This is a genomic window from Janthinobacterium sp. GW460-12-1-14-LB5 (assembly GCF_059423585.1).
On the sequence record NZ_JBWKYD010000001.1, the window covers coordinates 355,567 to 381,341 of the forward strand.

Genomic DNA, 25,775 nt, shown 5'->3' on the forward strand with positions numbered 1-25,775 from the left:
CTAGGAATGTAGTTTGTTTTATGAGTGATGCGGTGATGTCCAAGAACCTATCGCCGCGCTAAATGCGTGCAGATCGCGTAGATTAACGTTTTTTAAGCGCAAAGTCGATGGCAAACCGATATCCATCGATACCTAGCCCGCAGATCGTCCCCTGCGCGATCGCGCTGAGAAATGAGTGATGTCGAAACGTTTCGCGTTGATAAATATTCGAGATATGGACTTCCACGAACGGAATGGCGACCCCGGCCAGCGCATCGCGCAAGGCAACGCTGGTATGGGTCAGGCCGCCCGGATTGATGACGATGGCATCGATCCCTTCCGCTCGCGCGGCATGGATACGGTCGATCAGCGCGCCTTCGTGGTTGCTTTGAAAGCAGACCAGGTCGGCACCGGCCGCCATGGCTTGCGCCATTGCTGCCTGCTCGATATCGGCCAAGGTGCTGGCGCCGTAGACCTCAGGCTCGCGCGTTCCCAGCAAATTCAGGTTGGGACCGTTGAGCAGAAGGAGGTTTTTTGCCATGTATGGAAGACCGTTTTAGCGAAAGTTCCGCATTTTGCCGCCAAAGATACGCATTGGCAAGAGAAAAAAGCACGCTCCGAATTTACAATTTATCCAGATCGGCGCGCAACTGATCAAATTTCAAGCGGCCCAGATAGGTCTTTTTGACTTCGCCATCGGCGCCGATCAGCACCGTAAAGGGCAAACCGCCCGTGGCATTGCCAAAATGACGCGACAGATCGGTGCCGCTCATGCCGGACACGTACACGGGATAGGCGATCTTGACCTTGCTGGCAAAAGTGGCAATATTGCTGGCCGAATCGATGCCGATGCCGATCACCTGCAGGTTTTTCGCCCCGTAGTGGCCTTGTACTTCGGATAACTCCGGCATTTCTTCCACGCAAGGCGGGCACCACGGCGCCCAGAAATTGACCAGCAAATTCTTGCCTTTCCATTGCGACAAGGCTTGCGTGGCGCCCGCCGCGTCCGGCAGGGACAGCGCATACAGTTCATTCACCGGCCCCGTCGCGCCTGGCGCGATGACGGTCGTCTGCGGTCCCGCTGCTTTCGCTTTTTCCTTGCTCAAACCGACGTAGGCGCCCATGCCGCCAAACATCAGCGCGACGATGGCGCAGGCGATCCAATTCTTTTTTGTCATAACTTTATCTATATCAATGTTAGTCGGCCGCCGGCACGCCATCGGCGAGGCTGGCGGCCAGCAGGCTGCGCAGCCCGGCGATATCGGTGCGCAGCACCTTGCCGTCGGCCTTGGCTTTCAGCGCGCCGCGCATATCGTCGAGCTCATACATGGCTGCGTGCACGCCTTCATTTTTCCACAGGAAACTGGCTGTCTCGACCGCATCATAACGCGCTCCCTTGAAATGCGGGCTTTCCGACATGTCGAGCACGACATTTTTATTCAGCAGGAAGATGTGGATTTCCTTGGCGCTCTCGGCAAACAGTTGCAGATAGATCTCGTCGTGGGGGCCGGCCGTGCCGTTGAGCACGGGGCCGCTGAGCAGGGGATGAAATTGTTGCAACGCTTCCATGACCTGCAGCGCAATCGTGCGCAGCTGGAACAGCCGTGCCGGCTGGCTGTCGGCCAGGAACAGGGCATTGTATTGCCGCACCTGTTCTTCGATCATCTCGTTGTCAGGAAGTATATTCGGCAGGTTCGGCGCGTCGCCCAGGACTTGCCGCGCCGCCTTGCGCTTGGCGCTGCCATAGTCGGCGCCATCCTGCGCCACGAGGCGCGCGGCAGCGGCGGCGATTTCCAGGCGCAACTGCGCGCTATCGTCAAATGCATCGTTCGTCATGAGCGAGATGATACTCCGAAGCGGAAAAAGTCATGGCGTCAGGTAAAATCCTGCACTTGCTGTTTTTTATCTCACCGCCTTACTTACTTAAGCGTGCACCTTTCGCACTGATCACATGCATATTCATATTCTCGGCATTTGCGGTACCTTCATGGGCGGCCTGGCTGTCCTGGCCAAGGAAGCCGGCCATAAAGTCACCGGTTGCGATGCCAATGTCTATCCGCCGATGAGCACCCAGCTGGAATCGCAGGGAATCGAACTGATTCAAGGCTTTGATCCGGAACAAACCAAGTTGAACCCGGATTTGTATGTGATTGGCAATGTGGTCTCGCGCGGCAACCCGCTGGTGGAAGAAATCCTCAACCGCAGCCTGCCGTACGTGTCCGGCCCGCAGTGGATCGGCGAACACATCTTGCGCAATCGGTGGGTGCTGGCCGTGGCCGGCACGCATGGCAAGACGACAACATCAGCCATGCTGGCCTGGATACTCGAAGACGCGGGCTACGCGCCGGGCTTCCTGATCGGCGGCGTGCCGATGAACTTTGGCATTTCGGCTCGCCTCAGCGGCAAGATCGACGGCAAGAGCGCCGAGTCCGACTTCTTCGTCATCGAAGCCGATGAATACGATACGGCCTTCTTCGACAAGCGCAGCAAGTTCGTGCATTACCACGCGAAGACGGCCGTCATGAATAACCTGGAATACGATCACGCCGACATCTTCCCCGATCTGCACGCGATTGAGACGCAATTCCACCACCTGGTGCGCACCGTGCCCGGTATCGGCCGCCTCGTGTACAACGGCGACGAGGCGTCGCTGCAGCGCGTGCTGGCGCGTGGTTGCTGGAGTGAACAGGAAAGTTTTGGTCAAGATGCCAACTGGCAACTGCAAGAGCAGGCCGACGGCAGCTTCGACGTGTATTTCAATGGCCAGCAGGAAGGCCACGTGGCGTGGGCGCTCACGGGCAAGCACAACCGCAGTAATGCGCTGGCCGCCATCGCCGCCGCGCGCCACGTGGGCGTGCCCATTGCCCAGGCGTGCGCGTCGCTGGCCACCTTCGAGAGCGTCAAGCGCCGCATGGAAGTGCGCGGCGTGGTCAACGGCATTACCGTGTACGACGATTTCGCGCATCACCCGACGGCCATTGCCACCACCGTGGGCGGCTTGCGCCAGAAGATTGGCAACAGCGGCCGCATCCTGGCCGTGCTGGAACCGCGTTCGAACACCATGAAGCTGGGCGCCATGAAAGATGCGCTGCCCGGCAGCCTGAAGGATGCCGACCTGGTCTTCGGTTTCGGCAGCCATGCCGCGCTGGGCTGGAGCCTGGGCGACGCGCTGGCGCCGCTGGGCAAGATTGCCAGCGCCTACGAAGACATCGATACCCTGGTGGCGGCCGTGGCCGCCAGCGCCCGTCCCGGCGACCAGATCGTGGTCATGAGCAACGGCGGCTTTGGCGGCGTGCACCAGAAATTGCTGGAGGCGCTGGGCCGATGATTCTGTACCTGCATGGATTCCGCTCGTCGCCCCTGTCGATGAAGTCGCGCCTGCTGGCCGCGCAGATGCAGGCGCTGGGCCGCGAGGCAGAGTGGCTATGCCCGCAATTGCCGGCCTCGCCCAAGCTGGCCATCGAACTGGCCTTGTCCTTGGTCAAGGACGTGGCGCCGGCCGACCTGACCATCATCGGCTCCTCGCTGGGCGGCTATTACGCCACCTGGCTGGCCGAGCGGCTCGGCTGCCGCGCCGTGCTGCTCAATCCTGCGATTGTTCCCCTGATTGACCTGGAGCAACATGTGGGCGTGACGACGGAGTTCCATTCTGACAAGCCATTCGAGTTCAAGCGCGAATACATCGATGAGCTGCGCACGTTTGCTGTAGAGAAAATTACTGAGCCGCAACGCTATTTCCTGATTGCCGCCACCGGCGATGAAGTGCTCGACTACCGCGACATGGTGGCGCATTATCAGGGGGCGCAGCAGTGCGTCATCGACGGCAGCGACCATGGCATCAGCGAATTTGCCGCCTACCTGGCGCCCGTGCTGGCATTTTGCGGCATCCCGACGGACGCGGCCCAGTGAGGCCGGGTTCGCTGCGGCAGGCGCAATGGCATGCGCACGTCAACGCCGTTAATGCGCCGCCGGCCTTGCGCCACTGGCTGACGGGCGGCGGTTCGCTGACGGCCAAGCTGAAAGCGCATAGTCAGGCGTTCCGCGTGCAATGTTTACATCAGGAAACGGCACGCTGCTTGAGCGACGAGGCCGCGATCATTGGTTTGCACCGCGCGGGGCGGGTATGGGAACGCGAAGTGCTGTTGCGTTGTGATAACAGACCGGCCGTGTTTGGCCATACCGTCGTGCCCATGCAGGCGACGGCCACGGACTGGCCCCTGTTTTCCGCGCTGGGCGAGCGTTCGCTGGGCACGACCCTGTTTGGCGACCGCATGGTACGCCGCGGCGACCTTGAATTTGCCCGCTTGCGCGCCGGCCACCCGCTGGTGCAGCGGGCGCAGGCAGCGCTGGCATTGGAAGGGCGGCGCTTTGACGCCAAGTCGCTGTTTTTTGCCCGCCGTTGCCTGTATCAGCGTCACCAGGGCTTGCTGCTGGTAACCGAAGTATTTTTGCCGGCGGTGCTGGAGTTGACGTCCGTCACTCGCACCGTTGCAACCGACACATTAATAAACAAAGCATAACAATGAATCTATTTTTTGAAGAATCCGGCGATTTCAAGGTCGGCACGGTCCTGTCGCAAGCGGGTGAAGCGTACCAGGTCGAAATGGCCAGCGGCAAGCGCACCAAGGTCAAGGTCAAGGACGTGCTGCTGCAATATGAAAAGCCGGCCCCGGCCGAGCTGCTGGAACAAGCCAAGGCCGTTGCTGCCGAGATCGATCTCGATTTCCTGTGGGAAGTGGCGGGCGAAGACGAGTTCGGCTTTGCCGAGCTGGGTGCCGAGTATTTCGGCCATGCTCCATTGCCGCCGGAAGCGGCCGGCCTGATCCTGGCCCTGCATTCGGCGCCCGTGTATTTCTACAAGAAGGGCCGTGGCCGCTACAAGGCGGCGCCGGAAGCGTCGCTGAAGGCGGCCTTGGCCGGCATCGAAAAGAAAAAGCAGCAGGCGCTGGTGCAGGCAGGCTATGTGGAAGAGCTGAAACAGAACCGCTTGCCTGCCTCGATGCAGCCCATGGTGCTGCAACTGCTGTTCAAGCCGGACAAGAACACCATCGAATACAAGGCGCTGGAAGCGGCGTGCACGGAATTGCACACGACGCCGCCGCGTTTGATGCTGGCGGTCGGCGGCATTGCTTCGCCGAAAGATTTGCACCTGTCGAAGTTTCTTTTCGAGAATTTCCCTAAAGGCGCCGGTTTCCCCAACGTGCCCGTGCCCGCCGTGACGGCCAAGCTGCCGCTGGCCGACGTGGCCGCCTTCTCGATCGACGACGTGACCACGACCGAGATCGACGATGCCTTCTCCGTGCAACCGTTGCCGGATGGCACCGTGAAAGTGGGCATTCACATCGCCGCGCCGGGTCTGGGCATCCGCCCGGAAGACGTGATCGACAAGATGGCGCGCCAGCGCATGTCCACCGTCTACATGCCGGGCGACAAGATCACCATGCTGCCCGACGAAATCGTGAATGCGTTCACGCTCGCGGAAGGCACGACGTGCCCGGCCCTGTCGCTGTATGCCACGCTGGACCCGAAAGCGGACTGGGCCGTGGTCAGCACGCAGACGCGCGCCGAGCTGGTGCCGATCGCCAGCAATTTGCGCCATAACCAGCTGGACGACGTGGTCAATGAGGAAACCCTGGCCAGCGGCGAGGGAGAATACCCGCACAAGGCCGATTTTGCCGTGCTGTGGCAATGGGCGCAGCAGCTGGAACAGGGCCGCATGAAGAAGCGCGAAGCGTTTGGTCTGAAGCCGGAACAGAACAACCGCGTCGATTTCAACTTCTATGTAGAAAACGACATCGTCACCGTGGCGCGCCGCAAGCGTGGCGCGCCGCTGGACAAGATCGTTGCCGAATTGATGATTTTTGCCAACAGTACCTGGGGCAAGATGCTGCACGACCATGGCGTGCCCGGCATCTACCGCAGCCAGGGCGGCGGCAGTGGCAATAGCTGGGCGGCAAAGATGCAGGTGCGCATGGTCACCCATGCGGCGCCGCACCAGGGTCTTGGCGTGGATCAATACGCGTGGAGCACTTCGCCCCTGCGCCGTTATACGGACCTGGTGAACCAGTGGCAAATCATCGCTTGCGCCGAGCATGGCGTGACGGCGCCGCTGGTGGCACCGTTCAAGCCGCGCGACGCAAACCTGTTCGCCATCGTTTCGGCCTTCGACGCCGCGTATGCCGCGTATGGCGATTTCCAGTCGAACATGGAACGCTACTGGTGCTTGCGCTGGCTGCACCAGGAAAACGCGCGCCAGGTCGATGCCGTGGTGCTGAAAGACGAAATCCTGCGCCTGGTCGACATTCCGCTGGTCATCAAGCTGCCGGGCATGCCATCGGTGGCGCGCGGTGCGCAGGTCAAGCTGGATCTCTTGCGCTGGGATGAAGTCGACCTGAGCATCGAAGCGCGCCTGCTGGAAATCGCCGCCGTGCCCGACGCGGCGGCCGGTGCCGAGCTGGACTACGAGGAAGAATCGGGCGACGAAGGCGCGGAAGAGGGCGAAGTGGCGCCGGAAACCTCGCCGGAAGCGGCGAACCAGGTCAGCGACGCCGACGCGGAAGTGGCGGAACTGGCCAGCGAAGACGTGGTCAGCGAACCCGAGGTCAAGTAAGGCCGCGGGGCGGCGTGAAAAACGGGACTAAAACTGTTTTCCGCGCCGCCCTTTGACGTAGAATTCAGCCATCTTGTATCTTGTGTTGTAAGGAACTGGGTTGCGCGTGAAGTCTTTCCGAGAGAATCGTTTCCTGATGATCGCCGTGGCGGTATCGCTGCTGGCGCATGGCGCCTTGCTGGCGATGCATTTTGTCGCCCCGGCCCCGCAGCGGGCCGTGGCCACCGATCCCGGCCTGGAAGTGATACTGGTCAACGCCAAGCATGCGAACAAGCCGCTGAAGGCCGATGCCCTGGCGCAAGCCAACCTCGATGGCGGTGGCCAGGCCGACAAGGGCCGCGCCAAGTCGCCCTTGCCCGACATGCGCAAGGTGGAAGAGGGCGACAGCGTCAAGGCCAGCGCCCGGCGCATTGCCGAACTGGAACAAAAACAGCAGGAATTGCTGACGCAGGCGGCCAGGCCGACGCCTTACAGCGCCGCGCCCGTCACGGAAAAGGACAAGCCGAATCCCCTCGCTTCCGGTTCGGACTTGATGGAAAGCAGCAAGGCCATCGCGCGCATGGCGGCCGAGATCAGCCAGACCGTGGAAGACCAGAATAAACGTCCGCGCAAGACTTTTATTACGCCCAGCACGCAGGAGGTCGGCTATGCCATGTATTACAAGACCCTGCAAAAGCGCATCGAGGAAATCGGCACCCTGAATTTCCCGCAAAAGAATGGCCGCAAGATGTATGGCGAGCTGGTCGTGTACATCCCCATCTTCCAGGACGGCACGATTTACCAGAAAGAGGGCGGCGCCCGCGTGGAAAAAAGCTCGGGCAATCCCGCGCTGGATGCGGCGGCCCTGGCCATCGTGCGCCGCGCGGCGCCGTTCGGCCGATTCCCACCGAATATGTTGTCGAGCGACAAAGATGACCTGTGGGTCGTCATCACCCGTTTCAAATTTACCCGCGAAGAAAAAATGGAAGCTAACCTGACTGGCGGCAGCAATTGAACAAGCAAGAGATGAATCCTGATCAATATTGTGTCTTCGGCAATCCCATCGCCCACAGCAAGTCCCCCCTGATCCACGCCGCGTTTGCCCAGCAGACGGGCGAGCCCATCGTCTATGAGCGCCGGCTGGCGCCGCTCGACGGTTTTGCCCTGGCGGCCCGCACGTTTGCCGCCGAGGGTGGCAAGGGCGCGAACGTGACGGTGCCTTTCAAGCTCGACGCGTGCGCGCTGGCCACCGTCCTGACACCGCGGGCCAGGGCCGCCGGCGCCGTCAATACCCTGCGTTTTGATGGAGACACCATTCTTGGCGACAATACCGATGGCGCGGGCCTGGTGGCCGACATCATGCGCAACGCGGGCGTGGCCATCGCCGGCAAGCGCGTCCTGCTGCTGGGCGCGGGCGGGGCGGCGCGCGGCGTCGTGCTACCCTTGCTGGAACAGGGACCGCAGGAAGTTTTTATTGCCAACCGTACCGTGGCCACGGCCGAGGCACTGGTGGCGCAGTTTGCCGATGCGCTGAGTCACCCGGAGCAGCTGCGCGCCGGCGGCTTCACGCAGCCCGATGGCGTTTTCGATATCGTCATCAATGCCACCTCAGCCAGCCTGGCGGGCGACTTGCCGCCCGTGCCGCCGGCTATCTTCGGCAGCCACACGCTGGCGCTGGACATGATGTATGGCGCCCAGCCCACCGTCTTCATGGACTTTGCTGCCCAGCACGGCGCGCAGGTGCGCGACGGCCTGGGCATGCTGGTGGAGCAGGCAGCCGAAGCGTTTTACGTGTGGCGCGGCGTGCGGCCGCAGACGCAAGACTTGCTGGCGCAATTGCGCGGTGCCCTGTGAGCGGCGGCAAGAAGGGGGCCCGCAAGAGCGGCAGCCGCTACGGCTGGATCAAGTGGCTGTTCATCGTGCCCGTGCTGGCCTTTATCGTCGTGCAGCTGTATTTTTTCCTGCAAATCTGGTGGTGGGTCGACCATAACCCGTCCAGCACGGCTTTCATGCGCGAACAGTTGTCTGTCTTGCAGGAAAAGAATCCGAATGCCACGATCAAGCAGACGTGGGTGCCGTACAACCGCATCTCGAACAACCTGAAACGGGCCATCATCGCCTCGGAAGACGCGAATTTTTCCGAGCACGAAGGCGTGGACTGGGAAGCCTTGCAAAAGGCATATGAAAAGAACAGCAAGAAGCAGAAAGTCGTGGCGGGCGGCTCCACCATCACCCAGCAGTTGGCGAAGAACCTGTTCCTGTCCGGTTCGCGCAGCTATGTGCGCAAGGGCCAGGAACTGATCATCACGTATATGCTGGAAAACCTGATGGAAAAGCAGCGCATTTTCGAGATTTATCTGAACGTGGTGGAATTTGGCACGGGCACCTTTGGCGCCGAAGCGGCCGCGCGCCACTATTACAAGGTCAGCGCGGCGGGCCTGAGCGCGGGACAGGCGGCGAAACTGGCCGTGATGCTGCCGAATCCCCGCTTTTACGACCGCCACCGCGATACGGGTTACCTGAACCGGCGCACGGGCGTCATCCTGCGCCGTATGGGAGCGGCGGAACTGCCTTGATGGCAACGGGCTTTCTTTGCATAACATTAAAGCTGTTTGATTGGCACTATTGCGGCGCAGCATCTTAATCGGCCCCGGTTGGTGCAACGCCGCACTTTTTCCGTGAAAAAGCGGTGCCGGGGGTGGTCGTGAAAAGGCCTTTGCGGGTACACTTGCGCTGTTTTCATTTTTGGCGCCAGCGCCAGCACATCACGATAACCCAACATCCGGCTGAGAGCGCGCATGATCAATGTCTTTGTATTACAGAATGGCCGGCTCAACCAGGTGCCGATCGACAGCCGCGCAGACCTCGAAAATGCCGAACCGGTGTGGGTCGACCTGACCGACCCCACCGATGATGAACGGGCCTGGGTCAAGGCCATCTACAACGTCACCCTGCCGGGCGAAGACGAAGTCAAGGATATTGAAGCGTCGGCCCGCTATTACGAAGCGGAAAACGGCGACTTGCACCTGCGCACGGATTTCTTGCGCGAAGAAGACGACGGCCCGTCGCGCGTCATCACGGTAGCCTTCATCCTGGCCCGCAAGATTTTGTTTTCCATGCATACGGACGACTTGCCCGTGTTCCGCCTGGTGCGCATGCGCGCCCGCTCGCGGCCAGGCTCGATTGCCGACTACATGGACGTGCTGCTCGACCTGTACGCCACCGATGCCGAATATTCGGCCGACGTGCTCGAAGGCATCTACCAGAACCTGGAAGAAGTCAGCACGCGCGTGCTGCAAAAGGAATTTACCGATGCGCACGCGGCCGAAGCGCTGAATGCCATTGCCCACGAGGAAGATTTGAATGGCCGTATCCGCCGCAACATGATGGATACGCGCCGCGCCGTGAGTTTCCTGATGCGCGGCCGCTTGCTCAATTCCGAGCAGTTCGAGGAAGCGCGGCAGATCTTGCGCGACATCGAATCGCTGGACGGTCACACGTCTTTCCTGTTTGATAAGATCAACTTCCTGATGGATGCCACCGTCGGTTTCATCAACATCAACCAGAACAAGATCATCAAGATCTTCTCAGTGGCCAGCGTGGCCTTCCTGCCGCCCACCCTGATCGCCAGCGTGTACGGCATGAACTTCAAGCTGATGCCGGAGCTGGAATGGTCGTTCGGCTATCCATGGGCGTGGGGCCTGATGATCACCAGCGCCATCGCGCCCTTCCTGTATTTCCGCCACCGCGGCTGGCTGAAATAAACGGTCTCGCCGGGGCGCTCCTGCGTCCCGGTTTCAAGGCGAGCGCAGCAATTTCAAAAATCAGCGATAATCATTGGTATTGCGTGGTATTGAATTGGTATTTGCGCTTAGGCGCTTGCCTGGCGCCCGATTCTTTTCCCCGTAGTCTGCCTTTTGCAGAATAGTATCGTCATTCAGACGTTTTCTGCGTGGCAGCGTCCGCCTGTTCCACCTATGATCGTTGCGATGCCAGCCTTGCCGGCTGGCCGCCGCATTTCCTGCCACCGTTGTTCTTCTGGAGAATCCATGCCTGATACCGCTACCGCCCCACCGCGCTTTACCCATTTGATCAGCGACTGCGATGGCGTACTGATCGACAGCGAAGCCGTGGCCCTGCAAGCGCTGCTGGAATTGCTGGGGCCGCGCCTGCCGAACCTGCCCGAGGGCGTCACCGTGCAAGGCTTGATCGAGCCGCGCCTGGGGCAGCGACTGGTGCCGCTGATGCAGGATATCTACAAGGAACTGGGCTTGCCGCAATTGCCGGCTGACGAGATCATGGCCATTGGCAACGCCGTCGATGCGGCTTGCGACGCGCAATTGCGCGCCGTGCCCGGCGTGGCGCAGGCGCTGGCCGCCATTCCGCTGCCCAAGGCCGTGGCCTCAAACAGCGTCAGCGCGCGCGTGCTGTCGGCGCTTGAGCGCACTGGTATGGCGCCCCTGTTCGAGCGCCGCGTCTTCACGCCGGACCTGGTGGGCCACGCCAAGCCGCATCCGGGCGTCTACCTGGCGGCAGCAAGCGCGTTTGGCGTGCCGCCAAGCCAGTGCCTGGTGCTGGAAGACAGCGTCACGGGCGTGACGGCCGCCGTGGCGGCGGGCATGACGGTATTGGGATTCATCGGCGGCGGGCATATCGCCGCCGGCCAGGAAGATAGGTTGAAAGCGGCCGGCGCGCATGTCGTGTTCAACGACATGGCCAGTTTGCCGGCGCTGGTGGCCGCGGTGATGGACACCGCGGCAGTGTAAAACGTTTAAGCGAGGGTGGCGAACACCTTGCGCGCGGCAGCGATGGTGGCGTCGATGACGGCATCGTCGTGCTGCGCCGAGACGAAGCCCGCCTCGAAAGCGGCTGGCGCGAAGTACACGCCTTCGTCCAGCATGGCGTGGAAGAAGGCGTTGAACTTGCTGCGGTCGCCCGCCATCATTTCCGCGTAGCTGGTCGGTGGCGTTGCGCTGAAGTAGATGCCGAACATGCCGCCGATGTAGTCGGCGCAGAAGACCACGCCGGCCTCCTTGGCGGCGGTGGTCAAGCCTTCGGCCAGGCGCTTGGCCGTGGCGCCCAGCTGTTCATAGAAGCCGGGCTGCTGGATCAGTTTCAAGGTGGCCATGCCGGCCGCCACGGCGACCGGGTTGCCCGACAAGGTGCCGGCCTGGTAGACGGCGCCCAGCGGCGCCATATGGTGCATCAGCGCCGCGCTGCCGCCGAAGGCCGCCACCGGCATGCCGCCGCCGATCACCTTGCCCAGCGCGGTGAGGTCGGGCTGGATGCCGTACAGCGCCTGCGCGCCGCCCAGGGCCACGCGCAAGCCGCACATGACTTCATCGAAAATGAGCAGGGCGCCGTGCTGCGTGCACAGCTCGCGCATCGCCTGCAGGAATGCCGGCGTGGCTTTCACCAGGTTCATGTTGCCGGCCACCGGTTCGACGATGACGCAGGCGATTTCCGCGCCGAAGCTGTCGAAGGCGTCCTTCAGCTGCTCCACATTGTTATAGTCGAGCACCAGGGTGTGCTTCACGAAATCTTCCGGCACGCCGGCCGAGGTCGGGTTGCCGAAGGTGAGCAGGCCGCTGCCCGCTTTCACCAGCAGCGAATCGGCGTGGCCGTGGTAGCAGCCTTCGAACTTGACGATCTTGTCGCGTCCCGTGGCGCCGCGCGCCAGGCGCAGGGCGCTCATGGTCGCTTCCGTGCCCGACGACACCAGGCGCACCTGCTCGATCGACGGCACCAGGCGCGTGATTTCCTCTGCCATCAGCACTTCGCCTTCGGTCGGCGCGCCGAACGACAGGCCCAGCGCGGCCGCATCCTGCACCGCTTTCACCACTTCCGGGTGGGCGTGGCCGACGATGGCCGGGCCCCAGGAGCCGATGTAGTCGATATAGCGCTTGCCGTCCGCATCCCAGAAATACGGGCCTTCGGCGCGCGTGATGAAGCGCGGCGTGCCGCCGACGGAGCGGAAGGCGCGCACGGGCGAATTGACGCCGCCTGGCGTGGTTTTTTGTGCGCGGGCAAACAGGATGTCGTTCTGTGAAGTCGTCGTCATGATAATCGTGCCTTGAAAGTGGATCGTTGTCTGTGTCGTCTGTGTTTGTCTGGACGGGATTATTGGGCGCCGCGCTGGCGCTGCTGCCGGAACAGCCGGTTCGGCACCAGCTTGCCCATGCCGTGGCGCTGCGCGTGGGCCAGCGCGCCGGTAGTAAATTCCTGCGCCGCCACGACCACCTGCGGCACATCGTCTTCGTTTTCCGCCAGGGCCAGCAGGGCTGTGGCCGCCGCCGACAGGGTGCTGCCGGCGCCGTTGAAGATGCCCGGCAGGTGCTGCCATTCGTCGTGGCGCACCACGCCATCCTCGCCGAACAGGGTATTGGCGCGCAACTTGCCTTCGCCCGTACCGGACTTGCTGGCGTCGGCCGGCATGCCGGTGACGAGCACGTATTCGCAGCCCAGCGCCACCAGGTAGTCGACGTCGTTTTGCAGGGTGTCGTCCGGATCGGCGTCGCGCCAGGTCTCGGCCAGGCGCTCCAGCTCCACCGGCGAGAGCACCAGCAGTGTCGTTTGCGGGATCAGCAGTTGGCGCACGGCGGTGAGGATGTCCTCGTCGTCCATGCCCTGTTCCGGCAGCGCCGAGATGAAGGGATCGAGGATCAGCGGCACGTTCGGATAGTCGGAGACGATTTCGGCGATGGCCGTGACGTTTTCCACGCTGCCCAGCGCGCCGATCTTGATGGCGGCGACGGACATGTCTTCCAGCAGCACGCGCGCCTGGTCGGAAACCCAGTCCGGGTCGACCGCCTGCACGTCTTCGACGCGCGCCGTGTCGCTGATCAGCAGGCCCGTGGTGACGGACAGGCCGTGGCAGCCGAAGGCTGAAAACGTGGCCAGATCGGCCTGGATACCGATCGCGCCGACCGGATCGGACACGCCGAAGCTTAATATGAGGGGAGAAGTTTGGTTTTGCACGGCGGGTAGATTAAGATACCTAATTCAGCATTTTACTTGATTGAAGGGTGGCAGAACGTGAGTAGCAACGAAACAACGCAGCAATTCCAAACGTGGATGTGTCTTATTTGCGGCTGGGTTTATGATGAAGCGGCCGGCCTGCCCGACGAAGACATCGCTCCGGGCACGCGTTGGGCCGATGTTCCGATGAACTGGACCTGTCCTGAATGCGGTGCGCGCAAGGATGATTTCGAGATGGTGGCGCTGTAATCAATCCGATCCACCGGATGCCGCTGCCGCACGCTGGTATCGCGGCCGCCTGTGCTATGGTATGAAAGATTGTCGAATAATCACATGACGCGACCTTTCCCGCCCGAGGCGCCGTCCGATGCCGTGTGCGCCAGCGCCACGATACTCGTCATCGACGACAGTGCGACGATACGCAGCGCGGCCGCGAAGATACTGCGCGAGGCCGGTTATTGCGTGGTGGTGGCGGAAAACGGCTTCGAGGCCCTGGCCAAGATCGCCGACTGCCAGCCGGCGCTGATCGTGTGCGACATCGTGATGCCGCGCCTGGACGGCTACCGCACCTGTGCCCTGATCAAGGCCAGCGCGGCATATCACGCCACGCCGGTGCTGATGCTGTCGTCGAAGGAAGGCTTGTTCGACCGCGCGCGCGGCGCCATGGCGGGCGCCAGCGCCTGCCTGGCCAAGCCGCTGGCGCGCGAGGCGCTGCTGGAGGCCGTGCGGCTGCACCTGGCAGGGCATTTTGAGTAAGTGTTTTTATTGATTGACAACGCAGCAAGGAAGCAGATGGCCATACACACAATTCTGATCGTCGATGACTCGCCGACAGAACGCTACTACCTGAGCGAGATGCTGGTGCGCGCTGGTTATGCCGTCCTCACGGCGCAGGACGGCGCCGACGCGCTGGCGCAACTCAAAGAGGCCAGGCCCGACCTGATCCTGATGGACGTGGTGATGCCCGGTGCGAATGGCTTCCAGATCACGCGCGCCATCGCGCGCGATCCCGAACTGCAGGACGTGCCGGTGATTATCTGCTCCAGCAAGAGCCAGGAAACGGACCGCATCTGGGGCTTGCGCCAGGGCGCGCGCGATTACCTGGTCAAGCCGGTGGTGGAAGCCGAGCTGCTGGCCAAGATCGCCGCGCTCTCCTGAGAATGCACACGATGCCAGGTCACGGCGTGTCCACAGCGGCCTTTCCACCTGCCGCTGCCGCCATGCCATCCCTCGAAACGGGCGCGCGGCAGGGGCGCTTGCGCCAGTATCAGCTGCAATTGATCGAGCGGATACAGGCAGCACGCAGCGGCGCGCTGGCGGCGCGCAAGGAACTGGGCGTGATGCTCGGCGGCCGCCCCTGCCTGCTCGACCTGACGCAGCTCGGTGAAATCGTCATTGCCGCCGGCGTGCAGATCCAGGGCGTGCCGCTGGCACAGGACTGGTACCTGGGCCTGGCGGCCATGCGCGGACGCCTGACGGGGGTCGTCGACCTGGCCCGCTACATGGGCGAACCGGCTTGCGCGCCCGGCAATCACTGCCGCATCATCACGTTTTCTCCACGCCTGGGTCTGAACTGCGCACTGCTGGTCGAGCGCGTGCTGGGCTTGCGCCAACTGCGCGCGATGCAGTCCGTCTCCTTGCCGGATGCACCGCAGGATGTGCTCCCATCGTGGGCGGCGCAAACGCTGCGCGACAGCGAAGGACAGCAGTGGCTGCGCCTGGACCTGGCGCAGCTGGCGCAAGCGGAACGCTTCCTCGATGCCGGCTTTGGCGGCGCGGCCCTCCACAAGGACATTTGCTGATGGGCGCCCATTCTCCTATCCTGGCGGCCGGCATGCCCGAAGCGCAGCACCCGCCCGGCGAGCCGGCATCGGCAGCCGACCTGCCGCTGCGCCTGCGCGACGCGCTGGGACGGCGCAAGTCGCTGGCCAGCGCGCCGGCCGGGGACTGGAAGCTGCCGCTGATCGGCCATTTTCCACTGCAAAAGCAGCTGAGCATCCTGTCGACGGTGATGGCCCTGAGCCTGGCCGCCAGTCTGCTGTTCGTCGGCCTCAATACGCGCAGCGGCAATATCGCCTCGGCGCAGACGCAGCTGGCCAGCGATGCGCTGATGCATTCGCAGCGCCTCGGCAAGGCCGCGCCGAACGCCGTGCAAGGCAATCCGGAAGCGTTCCGCCAGCTCGAGGAAAGCCGCAATGAACTGAATCAGGATTTCCGCCTGATGCTGCGCGGCGGGACGTATCACGGGCGCGATATCGGCGAGTCGCGTTCCGCCCTGCTGGCGGCCGTGGCCGACGCGCGCAAGAAGTGGGCCAGCAGCGACCGCGCGGCCAGCACCATCCTGCGCCTGAAAACGGAACTGGGCGAATTCGACAAGACCTTGCAGCAGTTGAACGCGTTGTCGCCGGCGCTGCTGGCGCAGACCGAGGAAATCGCGGCGCTGAAGGTGCAGCGCGGCGGCAATGCGCGCGACCTGGCCGTCATCGGCCGCCTGATGATGCTGAGCCAGCGCATGAGCCGCAGCGCCAGCGAATTCCTGTCGTCAGGCAGCATCAGCTCGGAAACGGCGTTTTCGCTGGGGCGCGACACGACGTATTTCCGCACCGCCGTCGAAGGCCTGTTGAATGGCAGCGTGTCGCTGCAACTGGCGCCCACGCGCGACGCCGAACTGCGTGACCGGCTGGTGGCGCTGAAAGCCACTTTTGATAGTTACCAGAAGCTGGTGTCGTCGATACTCGACCGGCTCGACAAGTTCAGTTCGGCGAAAAGCGCCGAACAGCTGATCTTCAACGAGAACGAGGACCTGCGCCAGCGCTTGACCCTGCTGCAGCAGATGTACCACGTGAACCAGGAAACCCTGGGCTTCGCCTTCTGGCTGATGGTCGGCGGCGTCTTGCTGACGCTGATCGCGGCGGCCGGCATTGGCCGCGTGCTGCTGCAGGACTCCGTCAACCGCACCCGCGACGCCGAGCGGCGGCGCCAGGAAGCGGAAATCCAGCGCCTGCTGTCGCAGGAAAAGGAGGAGCAGGCCAAGGCCAAGAATGAGCAGAACCAGGCGGCCATCCTGCGCCTGATGAACGAATTGCAGAAGGTCGCGGACGGCGACCTGACGGTGCAGGCCACCGTGTCTGAAGACATCACGGGCGCCATCGCCGATTCCGTCAACTACACGGTCGAGGAGTTGCGCGGCCTGGTGGGGAGGGTGACGGCGACGGCCGAACAGGTCAACCGCGCCTCGACGCAGGCGCAAAGCATCTCCAGCAAGCTGCTGATCGCATCGCAGCAGCAGTCGCGCGAAATCCAGGGCGTCAGCGCTACCGTCGTCAAGATGGCCAATGCGATTACCGACGTGTCGAAGTCGGCCAGCGTCTCGGCCGACGTGGCGCGCCAGTCGGTGGCGGCGGCGCAGCAGGGCTCGACGGCGGTGGAAAACGCCATCAAGGGCATGCATGAAATCCGCGAGCAGATCCAGGATACGTCCAAGCGCATCAAGCGCCTGGGCGAATCGTCGCAGGAAATCGGCGAAATCACCGAGCTCATTTCCGACATCACCGAGCAGACCAACGTGCTGGCGCTGAACGCCGCCATCCAGGCCGCATCGGCCGGCGAGGCGGGGCGCGGCTTTTCCGTCGTCGCCGAGGAAGTGCAGCGCCTGGCCGAACGTTCGGCCGCCGCCGCCAAGCAGATCGGCGCGCTGGTGCGCACCATCCAGGCCGATACCCAGGACGCCACCCGCGCGATGGAAAAGTCCACGCAGGGCGTGGTCGAGGGTGCGCACCTGTCCGATGCGGCCGGTGCGGCCTTGAACGACATCAGCCAGGTGTCGAAACACCTGGCCGAACTGATCCAGGGCATCTCGTTCGCCACCGGCACGCAGGCCGGTTCGGCCAGCGGCGTGGCCTTGAATATCCAGCATATCCTGAGCGTGACGGAGCAGACCCAGGATGGCACGCAGCAAACGGCGCAATCGATCCATAAGCTGTCGATGCTGGCGCAGGAACTGAAAAATTCGGTGTCGCGCTTCCGCGTCGCCGCCTGAACGCCGCGCCAGTCCAGGGCGATTTCCTTACCGAGGCATGCATGAGCACACCAGATAGTCCACAGCAGTCCAAGCCGTTCGACAGCGAACCTTTGTCGTGGGTGATGGTGGAAATCCGCGAAGCCCTGGGCCGCTCCAAAACAGCCCTGTTCGAGGCAGGCGGTCGCGAGCGCGAGGAACGCGCCACGGCCCTGCAGCACGCGCGCTCGCACCTGCACCAGGCGCATGGCGCGCTGGTGATGGTGGACGTGGCCGGCGCCAGCCTGCTGACGGACGGCGCGGAGCAGGCGCTGGCGCGCTTTCGCGACGGCAGCCTGGAATACACGCTGGACCATGCACAGATCGTCGCCGGGCTGTATCAGGCATTAACCGAATACCTGGAAGACCTGGTGGCCGGCACGCCGCCGCAGCCGGCGCGCTTGTTCCCCTATTACCGCGACCTGCAAACCCTGCTGGGCGCCGAGCGCATCCACCCGGCCGACCTGTTTTTTCCGCCTTCATCGATGCTGGAAGGGCAGGCCATCGCGCTGGCCGACACGCCGCCCGTGGCGGACTATCCTGCCTGGCGCGGACGCTTTGAAAAATCCCTGCTGCCTTTCCTGAAGGCGCAGGATGATGCGGCGCGGCGCCAGCACGCGGGCGAGCTGCACGCCACCTTGACCCTGGTGGCCGACGCGCAGCAGGAAGGGCCGGCGCGCACCTTCTGGTTCGCCATGCAGGCGTTCGCGGGGCTGGCGGCCAGCGGAGAGGGCATGGGCACGCTCAACGTCAAACAGTTGTTCGGCCTGATCAATCTGCAATTGCGCCGCCTGGCGCAGGGGACGGCCAGCCTGCCCGAAGCGATGCTGCGCGACGCCCTGTTCTTCATCGCCGCCGCACGCGAGCCGACGCCGGAGGCATGCCAGCTGCGCGCCGCCTTCGCGCTGGACGGCATGCTGCCCGCCGACGTGGAAACGCGGCGCTACGGCCAGGTCGACCAGGATGCCTTGCAAGGCGCGCGCACGGCCCTGGCGCGGGCGCGCACCAGCTGGAGCCGCCTGGCGCAAGCCGACCTCGATCCAGTCCTGGGCACGGAGTTTGACGCATCGCTGCAAGCGGTGGCGGCACACGTGGAGACCCTGAAGCAGCCGGCCCTGGCCAGCCTGTTGCGCGAATGCGCGGCCGTGGCGCGGCAAGCCGTTGCCAGCGGGCGCAGCGCGGCCCTGGAAAATGAAATCGGCATGGCGCTGCTGTTTGCCGACACTGGCCTGGAGCAGCTGCGCCGCCTGCCCGACGATTTCGCCGGCAATGCGGAAACCATCGCCGCGCGCCTGCAGGCGCTGCTGGCTGGCGATGCGCCGCCGCCCGTCACGGCGGGCGAGCTGTCGCGCCAGATCGAGCAGGGGCAGACCGTGGCCGCGCTGGCCGAGGACATGAAGACGGGACTGCGCCAGGTGGAAAAGGTGCTCAACGCCTATTACGCGGATGCAGCGGGTGCGGGGAGGGCGGGGGCACTCGATGGCGTCGCGCCCGTGCTGGAGCAGTTGCAGCGGCAGTTGGCCGGGCTGGGACAGGACGACGCGCGCGCCGCCGTGCTGCAGGTCGATGCGGCCGTGCGGCAGCTGGCCGGTGGCGATGCCAATGCAGACGCCAAGGCGGAGTCACACGCCGAGGCGCTCGACGAGATCGCGCAGAATGTCAGTGCGCTGGGCTTTTTTGTCGATATGCTGGGCCGCAACGCGCAAGCGGCCAGCGGGCGTTTTCATTTCGATGCGGTCGCCGGTACTTTCCGCGCCCTGCCCTTTGAAAAAGTCGCCGCCGCCGGCGCCGTGCCTGTGCCCTTGCTCGACCAGGCCCTGGCGCCCGCCGCGCCCGCCGGCATGGATGCCGTGCCGGCAGTGACCGACGTCGACGCGGAAATGCTCGACATCTTCATCGCCGAAGCGCGCGAAGTGCTGGCCTTTGTCGACACCACCTTGGCCTTGCCGCGCGAGCAGGCCGCCAGCGGCGACCATCTGGCCATGCTGCGCCGCTCGTTCCACACCCTGAAAGGCAGCGGCCGCATGATCGGCCTGGCGCAGTTTGCCGAAGCGGCCGGCGCCATCGAGCGCGTCATGAATACCTGGCTGGCCGAAGCGCGCCCCGTCAGCGACGATCTGTTTACCTTGCTCAATTACGGCTGGTACCAGCTCAGCGAATGGGTGGCCGAACTGGAAGGCGGCGCGGGGCGCGAGCGCGAGGCCGGCATGCTGCTGGCGGCGGCAGAGCGCGTGCGCGAAGGCGGGCCGTTCGAACTGCGCAAGCCGCGTCCGGCCACGCCGCTGGCCGGCAATGGTAATGTGATCGGACTTCCGTTGGCCACGGCGCCCGCGCTGCACGAAGCGCCTGACGATCACCTCAAGCACGTGGGCGAACTGCGCATCAGCCTTCCCTTGTACAACATCTACCTGGCCGAGACGGATGAATTGCTGCGCGTGCTCACGCGCGACTTCGGCGAATGGCGCCATGAACAGCGCGCCGTCAGCGCGGAGGCGCTGCAAGCCGTGCACACCCTGGCGGGGACGTCGGGCACGGTGGGCTTCCAGTCCCTGCGCGACCTGGCGCACGCGCTGGAAACGGTGATCGAAACGGTGGTGCCGCCGCTGGCCGGCCTGCGCGCTGAACAGCACGACGTGCTGGAGCAGGCCACGCAGCGCATTGGACAAATGCTGCAGGCGTTCGCGCTGGGCGACCTGGCGCCAACGCAGCCGGACATGATCGAAGCGCTCAACACCCTGTGGCGCACCTTGACGGCGCCGCCCGGCGAGAGCCGGGAAGAGCGGCTCGACGCCCTGTTTGCGGCCGCTTACGCCAGCATCGTCGGCGCGCCCGCGCAGCCGTCCGAATTGCTCTCCGAGCTCCCTGTGCCGCAGCTCGAAACCCTGTTCGAGGCGACGTATGCAAGCATAGTCGCCGACGCGCTGCAGCAGCAGGAGGCTGCCGCCTTGCCGGCAGCTGATGCCGGCGCCAGCGACGACCTGTTCGATGCCGGCTTCGAGCACGCGCCGCCATTGGAGCACGCGGCGCCGGAAGCGCCGGCGCCCGCCATCATGCCGGCCGATGCAGCCGCGCTGCTGGCCGCGAGCGCCGGTATCAGCGATGAACTCGACCTCGATTTATTGTCCGTCTTCCTGGAAGAGGGCGCCGACCTGCTGCCGCAGATCGGCGAAGCGCTGCGCAGCTGGCAGCAGCAGCCGCACGACAGCGGCCAGGCGCAGATGCTGCTGCGCACCCTGCACACCGTCAAGGGTAGCGCGCGCATGGCCGGCGCCATGCGCCTGGGCCAGCATGCGCATGAAATCGAGACGCATATCGAAAACATGCTGCACGCCGGTACCGCCACGCCGCAAGCTTTCGAGGAATTGCTGGCCCATTACGACCATGCGCTGCACCTGTTCGAGCAGTTGCAGCAACCGTTGCTGCCCTTGCCGGGCATGGAAGACACGCCGGTGGCCGAACCGAAGGCGGCGCTGGTGCGCGTGCGCGCTGATATCCTCGACCGTCTGGTGAACCAGGCCGGCGAAGTGTCGATCACGCGCTCGAAGATGGAAAATGAAGTCGGCGTGCTGGGCGCTTCGCTGTCTGAATTTTCCGACAACCTGGCGCGCCTGCGGCGCCAGCTGCGCGAAGTGGAAATGCAGGCCGAATCGCAGATCGCCTCGCGCATGGCCGTCGGCAGCGAGCGCGAATTCGACCCGCTCGAATTCGACCGTTTTACGCGCCTGCAGGAACTCACGCGCATGATGGCTGAAAGCGTCAACGACGTGGCCTCGTTCCACGAAAACCTCAGCCACAGCGTCGATGCGGTGACGGACGACCTGGTGCTGCAGGCGCGGCTGACGCGCGAGCTGCAGCGCGACCTGATGCAGATCCGCATGGTGCCGTTTGCCAGCATCGCCGAACGCCTGTTCCGCGTGGCGCGGCAAAGCGCCAAGGAAGTCGACAAGCGTGTCAACCTCGACATCCGCGGCGGCGGCGTGGAAATCGACCGCAGCGTGCTCGAACGCATGGCGGCGCCCTTCGAACACCTGCTGCGCAACGCCATCGTGCACGGCGTCGAGCCGCGCGATACGCGCCTGGCCGCCGGCAAGAGCGAGACGGGCGAGCTGCTGGTGCAGGTCAGCCAGCAGGGCAATGAAGTGGCGATCGCCTTTTCCGACGATGGCGCGGGGCTGGACCTGGAACGCATCCGCGCCAAGGCGCACGGCGCCGGCCTGGTGGCGACGGACGCGCCATTGTCCGACGCGCAGGCGGCCGAACTGATTTTTACGCCCGGTTTTTCCACCGCCGACAGCCTGACGGAACTGGCCGGACGCGGTGTTGGCATGGACATCGTGCGCTCCGAGGCGCTGGCCCTGGGCGGGCGCGTGGAAACGCTGACGCAGGCGGGCCTGGGCATGCGCTTCACCATCCACCTGCCGCTGACCCTGGCCGTCACGCAAGTGGTGCTGCTGGCGGCGAACGGCAAGACGTATGCCTTGCCATCGGTGCTGGTCGAGCAGGTGCTGCATCTGAAAGGCGAACAGCTGGAGCAGGTGCGGGCGGCCGGCCGCGTCGAGTCGCACGGGCAGTCGCTGGCGCTGCACCACCTGTCGGCCATGCTGGGCGAGACGCCGGCGGCGCAAGCCACGCAGCGTCATGCTCCCGTGCTGCTGCTCAGGAATGGCAATGACAGGCTGGCCTTGCAGGTCGATGACGTGGTGGGCAATCGCGAGGTCGTGGTCAAGCATGTGGGGGCGCAGCTGGCGCGCATGCCGGGCATCGCCGGCGCCACGGTGCTGGGCACGGGCGACATCGTGCTGATCCTGAACCCCGTGGCGCTGGCGCAGCACCTGGAACACAATCCGGAACTGCTGTCGCAGTATGCGCTGGCCAGCAGCGAGCAGCATGCGGCTACCAGTGCGCTGGCCGCGCCTGCCGTGCGCGTGATGGTGGTCGACGATTCGCTGACGGTGCGCCGCGTGATGCAGCGTTTGTTCGAGCGCGAAGGCTACCAGGTGCTGCTGGCCAAGGATGGCCTCGACGCGCTGGAGCAATTGCACGCGCTGGAAGCGGCTGCCATGCCGGCCCTGCTGCTGGTCGACGTGGAAATGCCGCGCATGGACGGTTTTGATTTGACGCGCAATGTGCGCAGCGACGACAAGACGCGTACCATTCCCGTCATCATGATCACCTCGCGCAGCGCCGACAAGCACCGCGCGCATGCCTTTGAACTGGGCGTGAATGCGTATTTCGGCAAGCCGTTCCAGGAAGAGGAATTGCTGGCGGAGGTGGGGCGCTTGCTGGCGGGCGCCTGATCTACGCTACCGCCTTGACTACTGCATAGCGTTCCAGCGTCTCCTTGCGCGCCTCGTCGTGCTGCACCAGCGGCTCCGGATAGTCGCGCCCCAGCACGATGTTTTTTTGCTCGAGCAGCATGCGCGGCACCAGCCAGGGCGCGTGGATTTCCTTGTCGCCCAGCGCCTTGAGCTGCGGCAGGTAGCGGCGGATGAAGCGCCCGCCCGCATCGAATTTTTCCGATTGCGTGATGGGATTGAAGATGCGGAAGTAGGGCTGGGCATCGCAGCCGGACGACGAAGCCCACTGCCAGCCGCCGTTGTTCGACGCCAGGTCGAAGTCGTTCAGGTGCAGGGCGAAATACGCTTCGCCGCGGCGCCAGTCGATGCCCAGATCCTTGATCAGGAAGCAGGCAGTGATCATGCGCAGGCGGTTGTGCATATAGCCCGTCTGGTTCAGCTGCGCCATGGCCGCGTCCACCAGCGGATAGCCGGTGCGGCCCTCGCACCAGGCGGCAAAGGCGGCATCGGCCTCGGGTCCCGTTTCCCAGGCGATGGCGTCGTAGGCCGGTTTGAAGGCGCCGCCTGCCACGTGCGGGTTCTGGTACAGGATCATGGCGTAGAAATCGCGCCAGATCAGTTCGGCCAGCCACACGGGCGCGCCATCGCCGCCGCCGCCCCGGTCCATCAGGTCGACCACGGTGCGCACCAGATAGCGCAGCGACACGGTGCCGAAACGCAGATGCATGGACAGATACGACGGCCCCTTCAAGGCGGGGAAATCGCGCGCCACGTCATAGCGGGCCACGCGCGGCAAAAAGTCCTCGAACAGCGTGCTGGCGCCCGACATGCCGGTGGGAATGGCCAGTGCGGCCAGGTTGCTGGCCTCGAACCCCAGCTCGCCCAAGCTGGGCAGGGGCGCCGGCGTGCCATTGCGCGGCGGCGCCAGGCTGGCCGCGTGCGGTTCGATATCGAACGGCGCCAGGCAGCCGGGTTCGGCGCGCATTTTCTTCAGCCAGGCATTCTTGTACGGCGTGTAGACGGTGTAGGGTTTTTGCGAGAGGGTCAGCACCTCGTCCTTTTCAAAGATTACCTGGTCCTTGAAGCTGAACCACAGGCGCGCGTCGCGCGTGAGCGCGGCGGCCACCGTGGCGTCGCGGGCGATCGCTTGCGGCTCGTAGTCATGGTTGGCAAAGACGGCGTCGGCGTTCAATTCGGCGGCCAGGCGCGAGATTGCCTCGGCCGCGTCCGCGTGCAGCACGATCAGGTCGCCACCCAGTTGGCGCAGCTCATGAGCCAGCTCGGCCACGCTGGCATGGATGAAGTCGACCCGCCGGTCGCGGTGCGGCAGCGTTGCCAGGATGGCGGTGTCGTACACGAAGACGCAATGCACGGCCTGGCTCTGGCGCAGGGCGTGATGCAGTGCAGCATGGTCAAACGCGCGCAGATCGCGCCGGAACCACACCAGGGAAGTCTTGATTGTCATTATTTCGCATGTTCAGGGTCAAAGATAGGCGATTTTTTGCCGCCAACAGGGCTTTATGGCCGCTCGCGTCGTGCCTTTGGCGTCGCTGCGGTGGCAATTCAGTGTAAACTACCGGGTATGTTCGTGGTGCTTTATGTGCGACAGCGGTTTTGCAATCAATTTTACAATTGGCATTGAAACGCACCCGCAGGCATGGCGAATTGATCATTAATTTACAACATAACAAGAATAACGCTTGGCAACACGGTGCGCGCCGCCCAGGATGTGCGGTCGCTTGCGCCAGGCGTACGATAGCGGGGTAAGCGAGACTTGCCAGCAAGCCCACAGAGAGAGCATCGCGTATGAAAAAGAGTAAAATCGACCAGACTCTACCAGGACATCGTCTGATGCAGGGGATGGGAGAACCGGCCGCAACCGGTTCCTCCACCCTGAATCTGGCCAACCATTTCCTGATTGCGATGCCGGCCATGCAAGATCCGATCTTCGGTGGCACGGTCGTGTACGTGTGCGAACACAATGAAAACGGCGTGCTGGGCGTCGTCATCAACAAGCCCACCGACATGACCATGGAAGTGCTGTTCGACCGCATCGACCTGAAACTGGCGGCCGGCAGCGACACGCCCATCATCAACGAGCCGATCATGTTCGGCGGCCCGGTGCAGGACGACCGCGGCTTCGTGCTGCATACGCCGGGCGCGCGCTATTCCTCGTCGCTGACGGTGACCGATGAAGTGGCGTTTACCACCTCGATCGACGTGCTCGAAGCCGTCGCCAAGGGTGATGGTCCCGAGCGCATGCTCGTCTCGATCGGCTACTCGGGCTGGAGCCCGGGCCAGCTGGAAGACGAGATCGGCCGCAACGGCTGGCTGACGGTAGGCGCCTCGGCCGACATCCTGTTCGATTTCCCCATCGAGCAGCGCTACGTGGCGGCCATCAAGTTGCTGGGCATCGATCCCCTCATGCTGGCGAGCGAGGCTGGCCACGCATGAGCGGTGACGCCATCGACACCATCCTCGCCTTCGATTTTGGCTTGAAACGCATTGGCGTGGCCATCGGCAATAGCATGATTTGCCAGGCCAAGCCGCTCAGCGTGATCACGGCCACGGCGAACGAGCCGAAGTTCGCCGCCATCGCCAGCCTGATCAAGGAGTGGGGCGCCAGCCGCATCGTGGTGGGCTTGCCCAGCCACCCGGACGGCACGGAGCACGAGATGAGCGCGCGCTGCCGGCGTTTCGCCAACCAGGTGCATGGCCGCTTCAACCTGCCCGTGGAACTGGTCGACGAGCGCTATTCCTCGGCCGTGATTGCCGCCAGGCGCGGTGAAGTCATCGACGACCGCGCCGCCGCCATCATCCTGCAACAGTATTTCGACGCGAATTATTAATCTGACCCTAGACTCCCTTCCTGAAT

General features: G+C 63.9%; 23 protein-coding genes. 17 read left to right on the forward strand and 6 right to left on the reverse strand.

Annotated features, from left to right (window positions below; translation table 11 throughout):
- Nucleotides 1–82: 82 nt before the first annotated feature.
- The 3 genes from aroQ to AC07X6_RS01670 all read right to left on the reverse strand — a co-directional run bounded on the left by aroQ (nucleotide 83) and on the right by AC07X6_RS01670 (nucleotide 1,815).
- Nucleotides 83–520, reverse strand: a complete 438-nt coding sequence (gene aroQ, locus AC07X6_RS01660; protein WP_034746628.1) for a type II 3-dehydroquinate dehydratase — start codon at nucleotides 518–520, stop codon at nucleotides 83–85.
- A gap of 82 nt (nucleotides 521–602) precedes the next feature.
- On the reverse strand, nucleotides 603–1,157 hold the full coding sequence (locus tag AC07X6_RS01665) for a TlpA family protein disulfide reductase (protein ID WP_494789862.1): 555 nt from the start codon (nucleotides 1,155–1,157) through the stop codon (nucleotides 603–605).
- A 19-nt stretch (nucleotides 1,158–1,176) separates the two neighbouring features.
- Nucleotides 1,177–1,815 carry a hypothetical protein gene (locus tag AC07X6_RS01670; protein ID WP_474292825.1) on the reverse strand — a complete coding sequence of 213 codons (639 nt, stop codon included), beginning with the start codon at nucleotides 1,813–1,815 and terminating at the stop codon, nucleotides 1,177–1,179.
- A 115-nt stretch (nucleotides 1,816–1,930) separates the two neighbouring features.
- Between AC07X6_RS01670 and mpl the strand changes: the two genes are divergently transcribed.
- From mpl to AC07X6_RS01715, 9 genes are all read left to right on the forward strand, one after another.
- Nucleotides 1,931–3,307 (forward strand): UDP-N-acetylmuramate:L-alanyl-gamma-D-glutamyl-meso-diaminopimelate ligase, encoded by a 1,377-nt coding sequence (gene mpl / locus AC07X6_RS01675; RefSeq protein ID WP_268993773.1) that lies wholly within the window; start codon nucleotides 1,931–1,933, stop codon nucleotides 3,305–3,307.
- Nucleotides 3,304–3,888, forward strand: coding sequence for a YqiA/YcfP family alpha/beta fold hydrolase (locus tag AC07X6_RS01680; protein WP_230538885.1), 585 nt, complete (start codon nucleotides 3,304–3,306; stop codon nucleotides 3,886–3,888). Before mpl ends, AC07X6_RS01680 begins: the two co-directional genes overlap by 4 nt.
- A complete protein-coding gene (locus tag AC07X6_RS01685) occupies nucleotides 3,885–4,499 on the forward strand; it encodes a chorismate--pyruvate lyase family protein (protein ID WP_230538884.1) in 615 nt (204 codons plus the stop codon). The genes AC07X6_RS01680 and AC07X6_RS01685 overlap by 4 nt, the downstream gene beginning before the upstream one ends.
- A 2-nt stretch (nucleotides 4,500–4,501) precedes the next feature.
- The gene (locus AC07X6_RS01690) at nucleotides 4,502–6,589 is read left to right on the forward strand and encodes a ribonuclease catalytic domain-containing protein (protein WP_230538883.1); all 2,088 of its coding nucleotides are present in this window, start codon (nucleotides 4,502–4,504) and stop codon (nucleotides 6,587–6,589) included.
- 136 nt (nucleotides 6,590–6,725) lie between these two features.
- Complete coding sequence (locus tag AC07X6_RS01695) at nucleotides 6,726–7,583, forward strand: energy transducer TonB family protein (protein ID WP_494789890.1); 858 nt, start codon at nucleotides 6,726–6,728, stop codon at nucleotides 7,581–7,583.
- An 11-nt stretch (nucleotides 7,584–7,594) separates the two neighbouring features.
- Nucleotides 7,595–8,422, forward strand: coding sequence for a shikimate dehydrogenase (aroE, locus tag AC07X6_RS01700; RefSeq protein WP_494789863.1), 828 nt, complete (start codon nucleotides 7,595–7,597; stop codon nucleotides 8,420–8,422).
- Nucleotides 8,404–9,144 (forward strand): monofunctional biosynthetic peptidoglycan transglycosylase, encoded by a 741-nt coding sequence (gene mtgA / locus AC07X6_RS01705; RefSeq protein WP_474295519.1) that lies wholly within the window; start codon nucleotides 8,404–8,406, stop codon nucleotides 9,142–9,144. Before aroE ends, mtgA begins: the two co-directional genes overlap by 19 nt.
- Before the next feature lie 222 nt (nucleotides 9,145–9,366).
- A complete protein-coding gene (gene corA, locus AC07X6_RS01710; protein ID WP_034746658.1) occupies nucleotides 9,367–10,332 on the forward strand; it encodes a magnesium/cobalt transporter CorA in 966 nt (321 codons plus the stop codon).
- A 285-nt stretch (nucleotides 10,333–10,617) separates the two neighbouring features.
- On the forward strand, nucleotides 10,618–11,334 hold the full coding sequence (locus AC07X6_RS01715) for an HAD family hydrolase (protein WP_494789864.1): 717 nt from the start codon (nucleotides 10,618–10,620) through the stop codon (nucleotides 11,332–11,334).
- Between the two features lie 5 nt (nucleotides 11,335–11,339).
- Here the strand turns inward: AC07X6_RS01715 and hemL are convergent, their stop codons facing one another.
- Both hemL and thiD read right to left on the reverse strand, forming a co-directional pair.
- Complete coding sequence (gene hemL, locus AC07X6_RS01720; protein ID WP_494789865.1) at nucleotides 11,340–12,629, reverse strand: glutamate-1-semialdehyde 2,1-aminomutase; 1,290 nt, start codon at nucleotides 12,627–12,629, stop codon at nucleotides 11,340–11,342.
- Between the two features lie 59 nt (nucleotides 12,630–12,688).
- Complete coding sequence (gene thiD / locus AC07X6_RS01725) at nucleotides 12,689–13,546, reverse strand: bifunctional hydroxymethylpyrimidine kinase/phosphomethylpyrimidine kinase (protein WP_354670243.1); 858 nt, start codon at nucleotides 13,544–13,546, stop codon at nucleotides 12,689–12,691.
- Between the two features lie 96 nt (nucleotides 13,547–13,642).
- Between thiD and AC07X6_RS01730 the strand changes: the two genes are divergently transcribed.
- From AC07X6_RS01730 to AC07X6_RS01755, 6 genes are all read left to right on the forward strand, one after another.
- The gene (locus AC07X6_RS01730) at nucleotides 13,643–13,795 is read left to right on the forward strand and encodes a rubredoxin (protein WP_010401308.1); all 153 of its coding nucleotides are present in this window, start codon (nucleotides 13,643–13,645) and stop codon (nucleotides 13,793–13,795) included.
- A gap of 84 nt (nucleotides 13,796–13,879) precedes the next feature.
- Entirely contained in the window at nucleotides 13,880–14,302 is a 423-nt protein-coding gene (locus AC07X6_RS01735) for a response regulator (RefSeq protein ID WP_494789866.1), read from the forward strand.
- Between the two features lie 36 nt (nucleotides 14,303–14,338).
- On the forward strand, nucleotides 14,339–14,704 hold the full coding sequence (locus tag AC07X6_RS01740; protein WP_070222135.1) for a response regulator transcription factor: 366 nt from the start codon (nucleotides 14,339–14,341) through the stop codon (nucleotides 14,702–14,704).
- A gap of 62 nt (nucleotides 14,705–14,766) precedes the next feature.
- Nucleotides 14,767–15,348, forward strand: coding sequence for a chemotaxis protein CheW (locus tag AC07X6_RS01745; RefSeq protein ID WP_494789867.1), 582 nt, complete (start codon nucleotides 14,767–14,769; stop codon nucleotides 15,346–15,348).
- A complete protein-coding gene (locus tag AC07X6_RS01750) occupies nucleotides 15,348–17,585 on the forward strand; it encodes a methyl-accepting chemotaxis protein (RefSeq protein ID WP_494789868.1) in 2,238 nt (745 codons plus the stop codon). The genes AC07X6_RS01745 and AC07X6_RS01750 overlap by 1 nt, the downstream gene beginning before the upstream one ends.
- Before the next feature lie 41 nt (nucleotides 17,586–17,626).
- Complete coding sequence (locus AC07X6_RS01755; RefSeq protein WP_494789869.1) at nucleotides 17,627–22,900, forward strand: Hpt domain-containing protein; 5,274 nt, start codon at nucleotides 17,627–17,629, stop codon at nucleotides 22,898–22,900.
- 1 nt (nucleotide 22,901) lies between these two features.
- Here the strand turns inward: AC07X6_RS01755 and AC07X6_RS01760 are convergent, their stop codons facing one another.
- On the reverse strand, nucleotides 22,902–24,365 hold the full coding sequence (locus AC07X6_RS01760) for a cryptochrome/photolyase family protein (protein ID WP_494789870.1): 1,464 nt from the start codon (nucleotides 24,363–24,365) through the stop codon (nucleotides 22,902–22,904).
- 386 nt (nucleotides 24,366–24,751) lie between these two features.
- Here AC07X6_RS01760 and AC07X6_RS01765 point away from each other — a divergent pair, with 386 nt between their 5' ends.
- The gene (locus AC07X6_RS01765; protein ID WP_077408478.1) at nucleotides 24,752–25,354 is read left to right on the forward strand and encodes a YqgE/AlgH family protein; all 603 of its coding nucleotides are present in this window, start codon (nucleotides 24,752–24,754) and stop codon (nucleotides 25,352–25,354) included.
- A gap of 11 nt (nucleotides 25,355–25,365) precedes the next feature.
- A complete protein-coding gene (gene ruvX / locus AC07X6_RS01770) occupies nucleotides 25,366–25,749 on the forward strand; it encodes a Holliday junction resolvase RuvX (RefSeq protein WP_494789891.1) in 384 nt (127 codons plus the stop codon).
- Nucleotides 25,750–25,775: the final 26 nt, after the last annotated feature.